This is a genomic window from Microvirga aerilata, assembly GCF_016743775.1.
Taxonomy (GTDB): domain Bacteria; phylum Pseudomonadota; class Alphaproteobacteria; order Rhizobiales; family Beijerinckiaceae; genus Microvirga; species Microvirga aerilata.
Map to the genome: position 1 here is coordinate 1 of NZ_JAEQMY010000090.1, position 15,417 is coordinate 15,417.

Annotated in this window: 14 protein-coding genes; 8 read left to right on the forward strand and 6 right to left on the reverse strand. The window is 60.6% G+C overall.

The window, feature by feature from the left end; translation table 11 throughout:
- Window positions 1–153: 153 nt before the first annotated feature.
- Both JKG68_RS26855 and JKG68_RS26860 read left to right on the forward strand, forming a co-directional pair.
- Complete coding sequence (locus JKG68_RS26855; protein ID WP_202064887.1) at window positions 154–1,137, forward strand: IS110 family RNA-guided transposase; 984 nt, start codon at window positions 154–156, stop codon at window positions 1,135–1,137.
- A 367-nt stretch (window positions 1,138–1,504) separates the two neighbouring features.
- Complete coding sequence (locus tag JKG68_RS26860; RefSeq protein WP_202064889.1) at window positions 1,505–1,747, forward strand: hypothetical protein; 243 nt, start codon at window positions 1,505–1,507, stop codon at window positions 1,745–1,747.
- Between the two features lie 126 nt (window positions 1,748–1,873).
- Here the strand turns inward: JKG68_RS26860 and JKG68_RS26865 are convergent, their stop codons facing one another.
- Complete coding sequence (locus JKG68_RS26865; protein ID WP_202064891.1) at window positions 1,874–2,383, reverse strand: hypothetical protein; 510 nt, start codon at window positions 2,381–2,383, stop codon at window positions 1,874–1,876.
- Between the two features lie 240 nt (window positions 2,384–2,623).
- On the opposite strand from JKG68_RS26865, the gene JKG68_RS26870 reads away from it, so the two are divergent.
- Complete coding sequence (locus JKG68_RS26870; RefSeq protein WP_202064893.1) at window positions 2,624–2,833, forward strand: hypothetical protein; 210 nt, start codon at window positions 2,624–2,626, stop codon at window positions 2,831–2,833.
- Between the two features lie 87 nt (window positions 2,834–2,920).
- Window positions 2,921–3,730 (forward strand): substrate-binding domain-containing protein, encoded by an 810-nt coding sequence (locus tag JKG68_RS26875; RefSeq protein ID WP_202064894.1) that lies wholly within the window; start codon window positions 2,921–2,923, stop codon window positions 3,728–3,730.
- A 356-nt stretch (window positions 3,731–4,086) separates the two neighbouring features.
- Here JKG68_RS26875 and JKG68_RS26880 read toward each other — a convergent pair whose 3' ends face one another.
- Both JKG68_RS26880 and JKG68_RS26885 read right to left on the reverse strand, forming a co-directional pair.
- Complete coding sequence (locus tag JKG68_RS26880; RefSeq protein WP_202064896.1) at window positions 4,087–4,791, reverse strand: DUF6064 family protein; 705 nt, start codon at window positions 4,789–4,791, stop codon at window positions 4,087–4,089.
- Window positions 4,791–5,654 carry an aldo/keto reductase gene (locus JKG68_RS26885; protein WP_202064916.1) on the reverse strand — a complete coding sequence of 288 codons (864 nt, stop codon included), beginning with the start codon at window positions 5,652–5,654 and terminating at the stop codon, window positions 4,791–4,793. The genes JKG68_RS26880 and JKG68_RS26885 overlap by 1 nt, the downstream gene beginning before the upstream one ends.
- Window positions 5,655–6,154: 500 nt before the next feature.
- Between JKG68_RS26885 and JKG68_RS26890 the strand changes: the two genes are divergently transcribed.
- Complete coding sequence (locus JKG68_RS26890; protein ID WP_202064903.1) at window positions 6,155–6,727, forward strand: L,D-transpeptidase; 573 nt, start codon at window positions 6,155–6,157, stop codon at window positions 6,725–6,727.
- Between the two features lie 666 nt (window positions 6,728–7,393).
- Here the strand turns inward: JKG68_RS26890 and repB are convergent.
- On the reverse strand, window positions 7,394–8,527 hold the full coding sequence (gene repB / locus JKG68_RS26895) for a plasmid partitioning protein RepB (protein WP_202064905.1): 1,134 nt from the start codon (window positions 8,525–8,527) through the stop codon (window positions 7,394–7,396).
- Entirely contained in the window at window positions 8,527–9,729 is a 1,203-nt protein-coding gene (gene repA / locus JKG68_RS26900) for a plasmid partitioning protein RepA (RefSeq protein WP_202064907.1), read from the reverse strand. Before repA ends, repB begins: the two co-directional genes overlap by 1 nt.
- 936 nt (window positions 9,730–10,665) lie before the next feature.
- On the opposite strand from repA, the gene accD reads away from it, so the two are divergent.
- Together accD and JKG68_RS26910 are read left to right on the forward strand one after the other, a co-directional pair.
- Complete coding sequence (gene accD / locus JKG68_RS26905; RefSeq protein WP_202064917.1) at window positions 10,666–11,604, forward strand: acetyl-CoA carboxylase, carboxyltransferase subunit beta; 939 nt, start codon at window positions 10,666–10,668, stop codon at window positions 11,602–11,604.
- A gap of 244 nt (window positions 11,605–11,848) precedes the next feature.
- Window positions 11,849–12,094 (forward strand): hypothetical protein, encoded by a 246-nt coding sequence (locus JKG68_RS26910; RefSeq protein ID WP_202064909.1) that lies wholly within the window; start codon window positions 11,849–11,851, stop codon window positions 12,092–12,094.
- Between the two features lie 295 nt (window positions 12,095–12,389).
- Here JKG68_RS26910 and JKG68_RS26915 read toward each other — a convergent pair whose 3' ends face one another.
- Window positions 12,390–13,298 carry a recombinase family protein gene (locus JKG68_RS26915; RefSeq protein ID WP_202064911.1) on the reverse strand — a complete coding sequence of 303 codons (909 nt, stop codon included), beginning with the start codon at window positions 13,296–13,298 and terminating at the stop codon, window positions 12,390–12,392.
- Window positions 13,299–13,722: 424 nt separating this feature from the next.
- Between JKG68_RS26915 and JKG68_RS26920 the strand changes: the two genes are divergently transcribed.
- Complete coding sequence (locus JKG68_RS26920; RefSeq protein ID WP_202064914.1) at window positions 13,723–15,309, forward strand: IS66 family transposase; 1,587 nt, start codon at window positions 13,723–13,725, stop codon at window positions 15,307–15,309.
- Window positions 15,310–15,417 lie beyond the last annotated feature (108 nt).

A 15,417-nucleotide genomic window follows, 5' to 3' on the forward strand; every position in this document is an offset into this window, starting at 1 on the left:
CGATGGTGTTTGTAGCTGACGGACTTGCTCATACCGGCCTGCCTACACGCCTCCCTCTGATACTCGGGTTAATGTGATGTCGTGGATGGCGCCCTCCACCAGCATCAGACATGCCAGAATGGGCATGTCCGAAACCCGAGAGGATCCACGCCTATGCCAGAGATTGTCACGATCGGCCTTGATATCGCAAAGAACGTCTTCCAGCTGCACGGCGTGGACAGGACCGGAAAGATCGTCCTGCGCAGGGCGCTGCGCCGCAGCCAGGTGCCTGGGTTCTTCAGCACTCTTCCGCCTTGCCTGATCGGTATGGAGGCCTGCGCAACCGCGCATCACTGGGCCCGCACGTTCATGGCCTTCGGTCACGACGTCCGCCTGATCCCACCCGCATACGTGAAGCCGTATCTGCGCCGGCAGAAGAATGATGCCGCAGACGCAGCTGCGATTTGTGAGGCCGTCACGCGGCCGTCCATGCGCTTCGTTCCGGTCAAAAGTCCACAGCAGCAAAGCACCCTCATGCTGCACGGAGCCCGTGATCTCCTGATCGGGCAGCGGACGGCCCTGATCAATGCTCTGCGCGGGCACTTTGCCGAGCTGGGCATCGTGGTCGCTCAAGGGGTGCGCAACACGCATCAGCTGATTGACTATCTTCAGGATGAGGCCAATCCAGACTTTCCCGGCGCAGCTCGAACTGCGCTCCAGCCTTTGGCCACCATGCTGCTCGGGATCGAGACGCAGATCGCCAAGCTCGACAAAGCCATTCTGGCTGCCCATCGCAGCGATCCCGTCAGCACGAGGCTCGCCGGCATTCCAGGCATTGGTCCGATTGTGGCCTCTTGTCTCTCGGCCAGCATCCCGGACGCCAGCCTGTTTCAGGGCAGTTGGGAGTTTGCCGCCTACCTGGGTCTTGTGCCCCGGCAGCACTCAACCGGCGGCAAGCCGCGGCTTGGCTCCATCTCCAAGATGGGCAACCGGCACCTGCGCAAGCTGCTGGTCGTGGGCGCGCACGCGGCGCTCTACAGCATGAAGTCTGGCAAGACCCGGACGGCCTTGGCGGACTGGGCCCGAAGCCTCCTGGCCAAGAAGCCATTCAAGGTGGTGGCCGTTGCGCTGGCCAACAAGATGGCCCGGATCGCCTAGGCGGTGATGGCCAGGAGCACGGCTTACGAGCCTGCGCGCCAGGGAGCTGCCGCGCCGGCGGCACCATAGACGGCACGCACAGACTATTCACCCCTGAGGGCAACCAGTTGGCACGGTGACGATGAGATGATGTGAAGCCACAGCGGACATGGACCGCCGGAGCTGGCAAACCCGTGGTGTTGTCTAGCGTCAGTCGAGCGCGATAACGTGAGAGGGACCAGTTTCCAGCGTAAAACATCAGGGCCTGCGGTCATGCAGCACCGCGCTTCAAGGCCGGAGACATGACTGCACCCGCCCCGCTGGGCCAAAACGTCATCAAGAAGCACATTGCCAAACGGGCGCCATCCAGACATGACAACACCCGACGGTGACCGTATCCGCCAAGGGTCTCCCCGCCGACACTGGGGTGGTCATCGGCGGCGGCGCACCTCGGACCGCCTACGAGGTTCTCCAGCAAGCCAGGACCAGCGCGGACGGGACCCTTCAGGCCACTGTGAGAGTTCCTGACTGGAGCACGGGTCAGGAGCGTTTTGTGCTGACCGTCGCGGCCGAAGAGGCGGAGTGGAAGGTGCGTTCCGCTCCCTTCCAGATCACCGGCACAAAGCTCTGACGGACGCCGCATACCAGCACCTGATAGGCTCGCGCGTCCTGAGTGTGGAAGCCTATGCATTGGGATGGTAGATGATCGCGTCCGCTCCTTGCGCTGCGGTCCATTAGGCGTCCAGCAGGCGACGCATCATTGCACTTGTGGCTCCATCATCTCGAGCAGAAAGGCAAGCAGGCTGCCGGCCTTGGCGAAGCTGAGGGGATCATTGGAAGCCAGACATCGCCCGTCACGGGCACCACGACAGCACATGCTGGAAAGCTCCCGCCGGAAGGTGGGGTGGTATGCCGGCGGCCCATCCCATTGTGGAAGCCGGCTGCGGACCCAGTGCACCCACTCCGGACCGAACACCCGCGCGCACACGTCAGTGGCCGCGCCCCTGAGGAGCTCACGGGTGTTACCCGATTCAGGGGCATTCTGGATCTCGGGAATGGTGCGGGCGTAGCTCTCCAGTGCGCCCAGGATGTAGGCTCCGATCAGCAGGTCGGTCATGCTGCTGTGCGATGGGAGGAGCGCCCCGCGCCGTCCGGTGATGGCGAACACCTGATCCTCCACGTGTCGGCCCACGCGATCGACCATCTCCGGGACCCAGGCAGGTTGTGCGGCCTTGCTGGTCCTAGGGCCAAGAAGCCAGTTAAGCATCAACCTTCTCCTGATCTGTCCCTAGAAGGGATGCGACGGCAGTCATGGATCTCAACGCATAACATGGACGAGCAGCAGAGTTGCTCCTGGATTGTTGAACAGAGCCAGGCTTGAGTGTGGTGATGAATAGCCCAACCCTAAGGACAGCATCCGCTGGAACGCCAAGCCAAGCGACGCGGTTGGTTCAGCATCGGGTCGGCCATTCAGAAGAGCCGCGCTCAGGGACGAGGAACAGACGCCATGACTCACAGGTTCGGAGTTGGCCAGCTTGTGCGGCCAAGGGAACGGCTTCTCGACAACACCGGGATCTACGAGATCCTGCGCCTTCTTCCCTCCGGACCGGACGACGAACCACTCTACCGGATCAAGGCCGCAATTGGGCCGGTCCAGCGCGTGGTGCGTGAGGCCGACATCGTGCCTGCATCGGCCTCCTCGCAAGGGACGGGCTGAACGGAGACTGCCCTCAGCGCATCAGATGAACCAGTGCCGATCCAGCCTGTTGTCATCATTACCGCTATCAAGCGCGGCGGAGGTTTGATGTCACTGTACCGGACCGTCTTGGCTATCGTGGTCACCGCCCTCTTCTGCTTGGGCCCGGCCAGAGCGCAAGAGCGCACCATCAGGGTTGGGGTGCCGGGCGGAGCTCTGGTCCAATTCGTGCAGGTTTTGGCTCCTGCGTTTCAGGCCGAGACCGGCATTGCCGTCACCGCCACCGAGCTGAACCCAACTGCACCGCTACCGGACTCCGGTGCGGATGCGGCTCTCCTTCCAAGACGCCTTGCTGAAAGGCTCCAGTCTACCAGCCAGGTACCCTCCCGGGTCGTCTTTTCAGGTGATGTCATTCTGGTGGGATCACGGGCAGAAATGGCCCGCGTGCGGGGCTTGAAGGATATCAGGAAGGCCTTGCGCTGGATCGCATCGGCGCGCGGAGCTTACATGTCCAGTAGCGCCGCGCTCGGCACGCGGGATCTGGAGCTGTCCCTGTGGCAGAGCATCGGGGTCAATGTCCAGACCCGCTCGACCTGGTACCTCGAAGGCCACGGCGATGAAGCCGGCGTTCTCAGGCAAGCCGGAAGCATGGGCGCCTACCTTCTGGTCGAACGCATGACATGGGCCTCTCAGGAGAACCGGCGCGGTCTCGAGGTGCTGGTGGAAGGAGATCCGGTTCTGCGCACCGACTATGTCAGTTATCTGGTCCGGGAGACCTCGCACGACGCTCGAGCATGGTTTGATTGGCTGTCATCGGAGCCGGCCCGGACCGTCATCGCGAGCTTCAGCCTGAATGGAATGAAGGTATTCACGCCGGCAACCGGCAGCGATGCCGAAGGCCCTCCCTCAAAGACGTAAATCGGCTCATACGTGGTGTGGCGAGATGTGCATGGATGTGCGGAAGTGCGGCTAGACTCACCGTACGGAATGGTATGAAACACGAGCCGGCCACTCCTGCCCGACCGTCTGGCTACTTGGATAGAAATCGCTCAAAGGGCATATGCCGGTAACCCTTTGATAGTGTTTGTGAGCGCGCTGTGGCTCGAACCCAGAACCCTCTGATTAAAAAGCCAGAGGCTCCGCCTGCAACCAGGCAGCGGATGTTACCTCTTCTGCTGATCCCAATAGATCGAGCACAGGCCCCCTGCGTGGCAGTCGTCCGGCAAGACTTCATCCATCAGGCTGACGACGCACTCACGATGCAAACTGCTTGGTTACCCTCGGTATTCGGCCTGTCCCCTGCCCTGCCCTCGTACCGACAACACCCGATAAAGGGCCAGCCCAAGAGCACCAAGGGCGGCCACCGGCATGATCCCGGCATCGGGCGAGCCCATGGTCCACTGGGTTGCTCCGCTGAGCGCGCACCAGAGCAGCGGAATGACCATGAGCCCCCACGGGGGGCGCGTGTGCACAGTCAGCAGGATGCCGAGTGTGGCAAGCACGGTGGGATCAGGCGCGACACCAAAGATCTCGGCCTGCGTCCAGTCGCGACCGACAAGCGGGCCAAGCAATGGCTGAACTACCAGCGCGAACAGAAACAGTCCCATTCCGGTCCGGCTGGTCCAATCCCTGTAGGGCCTAAACGAGAGCCGGTTGCGAACGATCCCTGTCCAGATCAGCAGCACTGCCTCCATGGCAAAGCCGATAGCGAAGTAGCGTGCCGCCCAGTTGATAGTGTCGTAGTGCTCCACAAGGTAAGCCCAGGCCGTCCAAAGCCAGCCGGCCGCAAGGATCACCGTCACCACCGAACCCTGCCGTGGGCTGGCGCGATGCAACCGCCACAGAATGAGGAGGCCGAGCAGCAATGCCAGGATCTGCGCCGGCCAGATTGCCCGGTTGTAGAGCTCGAACAGACGGTAATAGGTGCGGGCCGAAAACAGCAGGAAATCCGATGGGGTGTACGACAGCCAGTCCCCCATCAGAGGCCCTCGACATAAGCGATCATGCGAGCCCGCATGGCTGCATCCGGCAACTGTCCAGTGGCGGCCGCCATGTTCTCGCGCACATGATCCACCCGGGTGGTTGCCGGAATGGCGCAGGTCACGGCCGGGTGAGACACGATGAACTTCAGAATGAACTGCGCCCAGGTTCTCGCATCGATCTCGGCCGCCCAGGTGGGAAGACGATGGCGCTCCAGGCGACCGATCAGGGCGCCCTGTTGGAACGGTCGGTTCACGATCACCCCGATGCCGCGCTCTGCGGCCAGAGGCAAAATGCGCTCTTCGACCTCACGGTCGAGGATGTTGTAGGTCACCTGGATGAAGTCGAGCGGATGCTGACGCATCACGCGCTCGAACTCGCCGTGCCGGCGACCTTCCGAGGTAGTGATCCCGACATAGCGCACCTCGCCGGCCGCCTTCATGACAAGGAGCGTTCTGAGGTGCGCCTCCCAAGAGAGGAGATTGTGGACCTGCAGCAGGTCGAAGCGAGGCACTGTCCAGTAGCGGCGCGATGCCTCGATCTGGCTTAAGCCGGCTGAGCCCGACGAGGTCCAGACCTTGTCGGCCGAGAACAGGCCTGTCGGAGAACCGAGCTTCTGCAATCCATAGCCGACCACCTCCTGCGATGAGCCGTACATGGGAGAGGAGTCGATCAGGCGCCCGCCGGCCTCGAAGAACGCCCGCATGACCTCGGCACAGCTGTCCCGGGCCTCGGTGTCGTTGCCGACATTGAACGTGATCCAGGTGCCGAGTCCGACCAGCGGCAAGGCCTCTCCAGTCGAAGGGACGGGTCTGGTGAGAACCGGACCTGGCTCTGCGGCACCGGTCAGGGGCCACATCATCGCAGTGGCACTGGTCGCAGCCAAAGCGCGGAGAACACTGCGGCGGCTGAGGCGGTGTGATGGCTGCATTGAACGTACTCCCGGCCTGTGACCTCTGAATGCTGCGCCAATCCTGTGTCGGTCCTGGGCTGCTCTGCCCAACCCTCCCCCAGCTCGGCTGGCTGCAGTCGAACTTCTCGTGTTCCCTAATGCAAGCCCCGTCTGCATGCGCGGAATGAAGCATCTGTGCGACGTACAAGAACAGGGTTTAACTGCCAGAGTTTCCGAGCTGAAAGATCCTTCTCCCCTGCCGCGCCTGACCCCAACCCGTTAGAGGCTGCTGGGATCGTGCGACTGCAGGCATCGCGAGCTTTGTTTCACCGTCATGACAACGTGCACTTACCGTCACGGTGCCTTGGATTGTGGGCACAGCCTGCTGTGAGGTGGAACCTTAGCCGTTTTCGGTAGTCATCCCTGTGCAGTGTCTTAACCTGGATCTGAACAGCACCGGAGGCTGATCGATGCGTAAAGCCATGTCATCCGTCATCACACTGCTCGGAAGCATCGTCCTTGCCGCCCCTGCAATCGCCGAGGTGTCGGTCATGGTCAACAAGACGACCCAGCGCATGACTGTGTTCGTCAACGGGCAGCACCGCTATTCCTGGCCTGTATCGACGGGCACTGCCGATTATTCGACGCCGGTCGGAACGTTCGCACCATTACGGCTGGCCAAGATGCATCACTCACGGGAATGGGACAACGCCCCCATGCCGCACTCGATCTTCTTCACCGATACGGGCCATGCCATTCATGGCAGCCGTGCCACGAACCGCCTCGGCACACCGGCCTCGCACGGCTGCGTGCGGCTGGCGCCCAAGTACGCAAGCATTCTGTTCGATCTCGTGATGGTAGAAGGACTTGGCAACACGCGGATCGAGATCAGCGGGATTGATCCGATCGGCACCGGGCTAGCAAGCGGGAATGGTGCAGGAGGGAACTACAGCCGTCTGACCAGCTTCGACCCGCTCTCTGTTGGGATCATGGCCGGAGGTGCGGTGCGCCGCTCGCAATCCGAAATTAGCAGAAATCCGTGAGGCGACTGATCTCTCCAGCGAAGTGCTTCCGCCGCAGCTGCAGCAGATCGTAATTACAGGGAGCCGTATGCACCTTGTTATCAATGCCCCTGCCCAGCTTTCGGATTTCATGCTTGGATCCCGAGCTAAGTCATTGATGAAGCAAGTCAAAGCTTCAGCGAGGTAAGCTAACTAAGAGATTTCTACGATATGGGATAAGGTAATCCAGCGCTCTGCAGCGCTGCATGTCAAGGGCTTGAGATCGTCTGCTGCCAGCGGACGGGTTCTGTACGCGATTTGGCCGTGCTGGAGGCGCGAAATGGCTCCAGAAGCCTTGTTTTAAGCCAGTTTAGGAGAACTTAGGAAAGCCCTCCTCCGCTCCGCTGGTTAACAAAATAGCTTCAGGAACGTCCGCAAACGATCGATTAAACACAACATCGAACTATGTACATAGTATCGTTCGTGGATAGCCGTTCTTACAAGCTCGTACCCCCTCCCCGCCTCTGTTGGCATTTGACGCGTTTGGACCATCGTGCATGGGACAATGGCTGATCCTGTCGACAATGGAAAGCTGCTCAATTCATTGCAGCAACTGCCGGATAGGCGCTGGTTTGTTGATGGAGCATCGCCTCAATCTCGCTCTGAGCGATGACTGAAGCGATGCTGGATCGAAGTAGTGACGAACCCTCACTCTTTGTCTGCGGCCTGAAACTCGTTGTAGAGTTGCTCCAGACGGCTGAGGAGGAACTTCCCAAAACGTGGCGAGAGCTTCCGATCAATGATGAGCGAGAACTTCTCGTCGGTTTCGGTGTACTTGGCCAAGCGGGCGCCGTCGGGAGCAGTCCAGAGTTCAGGCCGAGCGATTTCGGCTTTGGTTGTAAGCGCCTTGTAGGCTGCCTCAAATTTTGCGTCGCTATCCCGGCCCGAATTTTCAGCCCGCTCGATCGCGTGTCGGGCTTTGTCGATATTACCCTTTGTGATCAATGCAGCGAAGTCTTCCCACTTCCGTCTTCCAATGCCTGGTGCTGGCCCGATGGCATTGATGATTTCCAGCGGAATGCTAGATGCAAATTTGACCATCTGCGAGACTCTAGGACGGTCAACGCAAAGAGCCTGCATGATGACATCGCGACGGAAGCCGCGCTCTTCCAGTTGCAGCGCAAAGCGAGCTTTCTCGATGAAGCTCAGGTTTGTCCGGGCGTTGTTCTCTTGGCCCTGTGCGACAACCAACTGCTCGTCGGTGAGTTCGCGGACAACAGCTCGGACCTTGATGCCGAGTTCGGTTGCCGCTCGAAGACGCCTGTGCCCATAGGCAACTTGGTAGCGCCCCTGCTCTGCCGGATGGGGACGAACCAGAATGGGTACGATCTGTCCGTCTGCCCTAATCGCCTGGACAAGCTCCCTGTGGGCCTCTTCCGAGGGAGCCATGCGATCTGGAACGAACGACGCATCGATCATAAAAGGATCAAGTTCGACCACGGCATGACCTGACCGCAGTTGCTCCTCAAGTTCGTCGACACGGTTAACTGCGTTGAGCGTATCTGCCATGACCCTCTGTTGGGAGGTCATAACCGGAGCAACCTGTCGAGGAATCGTCGGAACTTCACTGCTTGGCGAGGCGCTCTGCTCGCTGCCGGCGACGGAACTCTTAGCGTGGGGCCGATTGGCGAACGGACGGTTCGGCCGCACAGCAATCGGCGTATCGTTGGTCCCGTTTAGCGCCCCTGCAAGGGCTGCTTGTTGGTCCGCTACTGGATTGGGTGCAGGGGCGGACGTTGTTCCAAGGTCTTTAGGTGCAGGATTCAGTACATTGCGGGCCATTATTGCCTCCCCCAGGCGCGACGGATGTTGGCTTCGATTTCACCATTCACGAGATCAAGCGACTCGAGCGCCCGGTCGTAAGTGCTCTTGGTGAACTTGGTTCGATCCACTTCGTAGAGGGTTTGCTTCGTGAGGCCCGAGTCCGCGATCGCAGTGCTTTTCAGAACTGGGTTTTGCAGAACACGATGCTCGAAGAGCGAACGCATCCACGTGACCATTTGGTTTTGGGGGCCGTCATTGGGCTCGTGTCGCGTAATAAGGTAACGAAGCCAGTCATAGTCCGGACGTCTGTTCCCAAACAGGTTTACGGTATCGCCAACCATCTTCAGGAACTGAGCCATCGACAGTACATCAAGCATTTGGGGATGCACGGTTACGAGGAGCGACGTTGCAGCGGATAGTGCTGCCATTGTGAGATACCCAAGGTTGGGCGGGCAATCCATCACGACAACGTCGTACTCAGCCTCCACGGGCTGTAATGCCTCTGTGATGCGAAGGAAGAATGTTCGAACTTCCTTGGCGACCGGGGTCGTTGTCTCGAACTCCATGAGCTCCAGATTGCCAGGGATGAAGTGTAGACCCGGAAGATAGGTTGCGCGAATGATCTCCTCGATGGAAGTACGCTGGCTGTCATAGCGCAGCGCCCCATAGAGGGTCTCGTTTGGTAGGACGTCCAGTTCCGGCTGTTGGCCGAACAAGGTTGAGAGGCTTGCCTGCGGGTCTAGGTCGATTGCCAGAACACGGTAGCCTCTTAAGGCCAGATACTGAGATAGATGCGCAGCAGTCGTGGTTTTCGCGCTGCCGCCTTTGAAGTTGATGACTGAGATAACCTGCAGTTTCTCGCCGGCCGTGCGATGTGGGATATAGCGCCGGTTTGACTGGTTGCTGTCGAGGAATTCACGAACCGCATTGATCTCTTCAACCGAGAATGTGCGCTTCCCGTTCGGTTGGACCTCAGGAAGGGGCGCCTTCCCGTCGACGGCCAATTGACGAAGATATCCTTCGTGGATTCCCAAGAAGCTAGCTGCTTCGGCGGAGGAAAACCGACGGATCGCCTTCTGGGCCACGGGCGGGAAAATGCGCTGCGTGTGCTTCTGGAGCTCGGTCGCTAGCAGTTCGGCATCTAGGGAGATCTGCGCCCGGTTGTTTTCTTCGATGGGCGCAACCACTGGATCGAGAGTAGATTGCTCGAGTGCTGACATTGAGGGCTCCTAGCATTGCAGCTCGGAATTGACCGAGATCAGCAAATTTTGCGCTGATCGCTAGTTCGCCTGCACTCCGTTAACGGTGAGTTAAAGAGATCGCCCGAAACCGAAAAAGACGCGCGAATTTTTCAGAATTCTTCATTTTTGCGCTGCATCTAAAGTACTTCCCTTCCCTGCCGCCGTGTGGCTTGAGGGCATTGCCCGCGGGCAAGGGGTCGAGTTTGCCGTGCCGAGTTCGTTGGAGCGGGTTGAAAGTGGTCGCTTGTGGACAACAACTGCTCAGAGGCGACTGGTGGGTTGGTATGGTTAATGAGGCATTGCCCTACCCTTCTCCGCATGTTGGCGAGGTACATTGCCCGCGGGCAATCGGTCTAGGGCGTGACAAATCACCAGCTCGTCAGCACTTCAGCGGTTTCGATCGGCATAGAGATTGCTCGCGGGCAATGGGTCTGGATCTTTCTCCAAGCGGTCCTGACACTCATCATTTACCTCGTGTGAGGCTTCACATTGCCCGCGGGCAACAGGTCTGCGTCGGCTCTCTCAAACCGTTCTGGATCGTCCCTCCCCCACCCTTCGAAGCGCGTGATTGCCCGCGGGCAATGTACCGGCGAGATGCTTCAGGGTGGCGACATCGGGGTCGGTCAGCACCGCAGCCTAGCGATCAGCCGCCGCAATCGGAAGAACGGCCGCCAAGGCGTCGAGTTCTCTTGCCCGAGTGAGCTGTATTGCCGGACTCACCAATGCTCTTTGTCCCCTCATTATGCAGTGCCGACTTCGGATCTGCCCTAGCCGGGCTATGGCCGAACCCCTCTGACGTGTGAACTGTGACTGAGCAGCCAGAGAGGGGCCGACCAGTTCGGCGTCGCACTCCTGCTGCATTCCCGTGGTCTGTGCCGCCCCGGCAGATAAGGGAAGGAACGCCGCAGGAGCTGGATTACCGACGTTGCGCCAAAGATCAAAACCCTGTTCAAGCGGGATGCGCCTGATAACCTCTGGATCAAGTGCCCGGAATCGGGGCAAGTGGTGTTCCAAAAGGACGTTGAGGCTAACCGGTGGGTGATCCCGGGCTCTGGTCAACCCATGCGCCTGTCGGCGATCCAGCGCCTGACGCTGATCTTCGATGGTGGACAGTGGACGGATGTGCCCGTCCCAGACGTGGACTCCGACCCGCTGAAGTTCCGGGACACCAAGCGCTACTCCGACCGGCTGAAAGAGGCCCGGACGAAAACAGGGTTAGCGGACGCGATCAAAGTCGGTACAGGAGCCGTCGAAGGCGTGCCAATGACCGTGGCGGCCGATGACCCTGACTTCATCGGCGGCTCGCTCGGAGTCGCCGCCGGGGAGGCGTTCATCAGGGGCGCCGAAACGGCGATCGAGCGAGCCACACCCTATGTGGCGTTCACCGCCTCGGGTGGAGCCCGGATGCAGGAGGGCATGCTGTCCCTCCTGCAGATGTCGCGGACCACGGTTCTCATCCAGCGGCTGCGCGAGAGAAAGCTACCGTATATCGTCGTTCTCACCAATCCGACCAAGGGTGGGGTGACTGCCCCCTATGCGATGTTGGGTGATATCCATATGGCCGAGCCTGGAGCGCTAATCGGATTCGCCGGTCCTCGGGTGATCGAGCAGACGATCCGCGAGCACTTGCCCGATGGGTTCCAGAGGGCCGAATTCCTGAAGGAACACGGCATGGTCGACATGGTGGCCCACCGCCATGATCTGCGCTCGACACTGGCGCGCCTGTGCCGCCTTCTTATGCGACTGCCTGCTCATGGGGCCAAGATGACGCCCGATTCCCTAGTGGATAATGGGTCGGATCTTCATGAAGCTGACCGCCCGGCGCCTTCCGCTGAACAGAGCAACCCTTTGTAGGATGAGGAGCCATTCTCTCGCACAACCATCAGCACCGTCACCATTTGGTTGAAGGACGAAGGCGTGGCGGCCAGTATGGTTAACGAGAGGAAAACAGGCTGGAGGTGGCATGGCGCGAAACCCGGTTCGCGATGAGCGACAAGGGGACCTGTTCGGGGCACCTCCGCCACCTGTCAAACCGGTCCGCCGGACCTCCCCGCCGAGGCCGGTGCGTGAGGAGACCCAGGCGCCGGAGCCAGTGTCGTTGGGCACGCTCGGCGCGAAGGCAACAAGGCCTGAGATTGACGAACTCCTGGATGGCATGCCGGATCAGGAACTGGCCTATCTCGCGCTAGAGGCTACGCGGCTCGTGAAGCGTAGGCTCGTCCGAGGGCAGGGGAGGGGGCTCCGGCCAAAAGGCGCCGGCAGAGGCAGGTCGCCTCTCAATGATGCCCTCGTTCGGATTGGCGGCGAGCTGATGGAGTTTGAGGACCCGGGCGAGACGTGGTGAGCGAATGGGAGCAGGTAGCGTCCTTAAGCGGCATGGGTCGGCGAGTAGGGCGATATCGGGAAGCCTTGCCACCAGCCTGTAAGAGTCCACGAGGGTCAGGGCAGGGCGCTCAAAGCTCTGGAGAACCGGCCCCAGCGGAAGCGCCGTCGCGGCTATGGATCCGAGGCCTGTAGGTCAAATTGAACTACCGGCGACCTGTCCACGGCCTGCTGGCAAGTCATCATGATCTACCAAGGGTGGCATGAGCTATCCAAGTGTCGCACTTCGAACGCAAAATCTGGTGACAGCAGTGCGATCACTGGATGTCAGGGACCGCGAGGCCCATTTTGCGGGCTCGGTCGAGTTGGAATTTGACCGAGCTGGCCTTCCAGTCTCTCCCGCCTCGTGGCGTCCGCTCTCGCATTCCTTCGAGCTGAGCACCGATCTCACGCAGGGTGAGGTTCGGGTTAGAGATCGCAATGCCGGCAATCAGGGTCATGATGCGGTCGTCCGGCGGCCGTCTTCCGGCCTTCCGTAACAACTCCGGCTCAGCCATCCGCTCGGCGACCAGCCTCTTAATCGCCCTCCGGAGGCTTTGATCCGTCCACCGCTGGCCTCGTGCATTCAGCACCTGCACGACATCTCGCCAGCTATGGTCCGGCCGCATCTGACGGACGACGGGAAGGAAAGAATTGGCCGCCGTCAAAAGGTCGCCCAGATAGACGCGATCACGGGCGAGGGCCGTCTTGCGGATCGCCTCCGGCTGTCCCTCACGCAACCCGGGGTTCCCCGGCCTCTTGCCCTTAGCCGCTGCCGCCTTCATGCCAGCCTTCGTGCGCTCCGAGATGAGCGATCGCTCCAGCTGAGCAACGGCGCCCAGGACCTGCAGAGAGAACATGCCTTGCGGGGTCGACGTATCGATTGGATCCCGGAGGGATTTGAAGTGGGCACCTTTCTCCTCAAGCGTCTCGATCACTTCGAGCAGATGGCTGACCGACCGGGCCAAGCGATCGAGCCGAACCACTACGAGGACTTCGCCCCTCGAGATCTCGCGAATGAGCCGTGAGAGAACCGGCCGAGTTCGAGAGGCGCCGGACCCATGTTCCTGGTGGATCAGTTCGCAGCCGGCAGCCTTAAGCTCGTCGAGCTGAGCGTCTGTTGCCTGCTCCTCGGTCGACACGCGGGCGTATCCAACCAGGCGCTGTCGAGTAGGGGAGGGAGCCATGTGTCCATCTCTAGAGAAATTTCGGCTCCTTGTACATATTTTACGATCACGAGAAAAGGATCGTTTGAAGACGTTTCTCAAGCCATTTTGTTAACCAGCTGGGCAGAGGAGGGCTTTCCTAAATTCCCTCAAACTGGCTTAAAACAAAGGCTTCTTAAGCCATTCTGCGGCTTCAACAGCGGCCAGGGAAATCCGAGAGGCGCTCGTCAGCAGCACAATACTCGATCTCTGCGGATACTTATTTGCAAGCCATCGAACTGTCTCACATCTCACGATAGCAATACCTTGCTTTGCTTCAACTGGTTAAGCTATAGCTTGTAGCATCAATGACTTAGCTGGAGGATGTAAGCGTGGCTTTCGGGTAAGTGGGGCAGATTGGGGGGCAGGGATTCCTCCGGACGGGCATCCGTGATTCAATCCGGGCATGACCTCGCCCGGTGGTTCCGCCAAGCCCCTGTCCCAGAAGGCCCTGCGCCTGCTGGTTTCGGATCTGGCTGGTAAGATTGATCGACTGGAGCACGAGGTCGAGCAACTGCGCCTCGACAACCAGGTCTTGAAGGACGAGATCGCCCGGCTCAAGAACCTGCCGCCGCGCCCATCCTTCAACCCCTCCGGCATGGAGAAAGCCACTCAGCCGCGGTCTACGGGTCCGGGCCGGCGCCCTGGGCGTGGCACCAAACGGGATCGGGTGACGCGTGAAGTCACGCTGCAGGTCGAGGTTCCACCCGGCTCGCGCTTCAAAGGTTACAAGACGCTGGTGCGCCGGGATCTGATCCTGGCTGCCGAAGTGGTACGCTACAAGCGCGAACGCTGGCTCACGCCCAACGGCAAGACCATCATCGCGCCAATGCCGCCCGGCCTCACCGGCGGGTATGGGCCCGGCGTGCGGCGGTTCTGCCTGGCCCTGCACACGCAAGGCCAGGTGACCACCGAGCGCCTGACTGATCTGCTGAACGGCATCGACCTGTCGATCTCCAAGCGGCAGGTCGTGCGCCTGCTCACCTCGGATCTGGAGCTGTTCGAGCGAGAAGACCACGCGATCCTGCAGGCGGGCTTGGTTTCCTCGCCTTACCTCACCGTCGACGATACCGGTGCGCGCCATGCCCGCCGTCCTGGGGTGACCACGCAGATTGGCGGCGAACGCTTTACCGTGTTCCGCACCAGCCGGTCGAAGTCGCGCCTGAATTTCCTGTCGCTGCTGCGGGCCGGCCGTGACGAGTATGTCGTCAACGAAGCCGCGCTGGATTATCTGCGCCGGCAGCCTGTCGAGGCTGCCGTGACCGCCCGGTTGACCAAGCTCCAGGGCCAAGTGTTCCATTCGCAGATGGAGTGGTGGCAGCATCTGCTGCGGTGCTCGATCAACATCTTTGACCGGCCTCTGCTGCAGTCGCTGGATGAAGCTGCCACCTGGGGCGCTCTCCGTCATCACGGGCTGATGGAGAGCACCGTCGTTGTGTCTGATGATGCCGGCCAGTTCCGGGTTGCCACGCACGCCCTGTGCTGGGTTCATGCCGAGCGCCACCTCGAGAAGCTGATGCCCGCCTCGCCCAAGCAGGCCAAAGCAGTTGAGTTGGTCCGCGAGGCGATCTGGTGCTTCTATCGCAGCCTGAAGCTGTGGAAGCAGAGCCCCGCACTGGGCGCTGAGAGGGTGTTCCGGCAGCAATTCGACAAGATCTTTGGCCTGCGCACGGGCTACAAGGAGCTCGATGCGCTGCTGGCCCGCCTGGCGCGGCGCAAGGACGAACTGTTGCGGGTGCTTGAGCGACCGGAGATCCCGCTGCACACCAATGCGTCCGAGAACGACCTGCGCGCCTGCGTGATCAAGCGCAAGATCTCCGGCGGCACGATGAGCGCCAATGGCCGACTGGCGCGAGATGTCATGCTGGGCCTACTGAAGACCTGCCGCAAGCTCGGGCTGTCCTTCTTCACCTATCTCGGGGACCGGCTGGGACTGAATGGAGATCAGCCGAGGATCCCGCCCCTCGCCAACCTTGTTGCTCAAGCAGCCTGAGGCTGATCGCCCCCCAATCTGCCCCACTTACGCTTTCGGGAGCAGGGGAGGGGATCATGACGAGGAGCATCTGGCTCCTCGTACCTATGACCTGCCGGTGCTGCCATG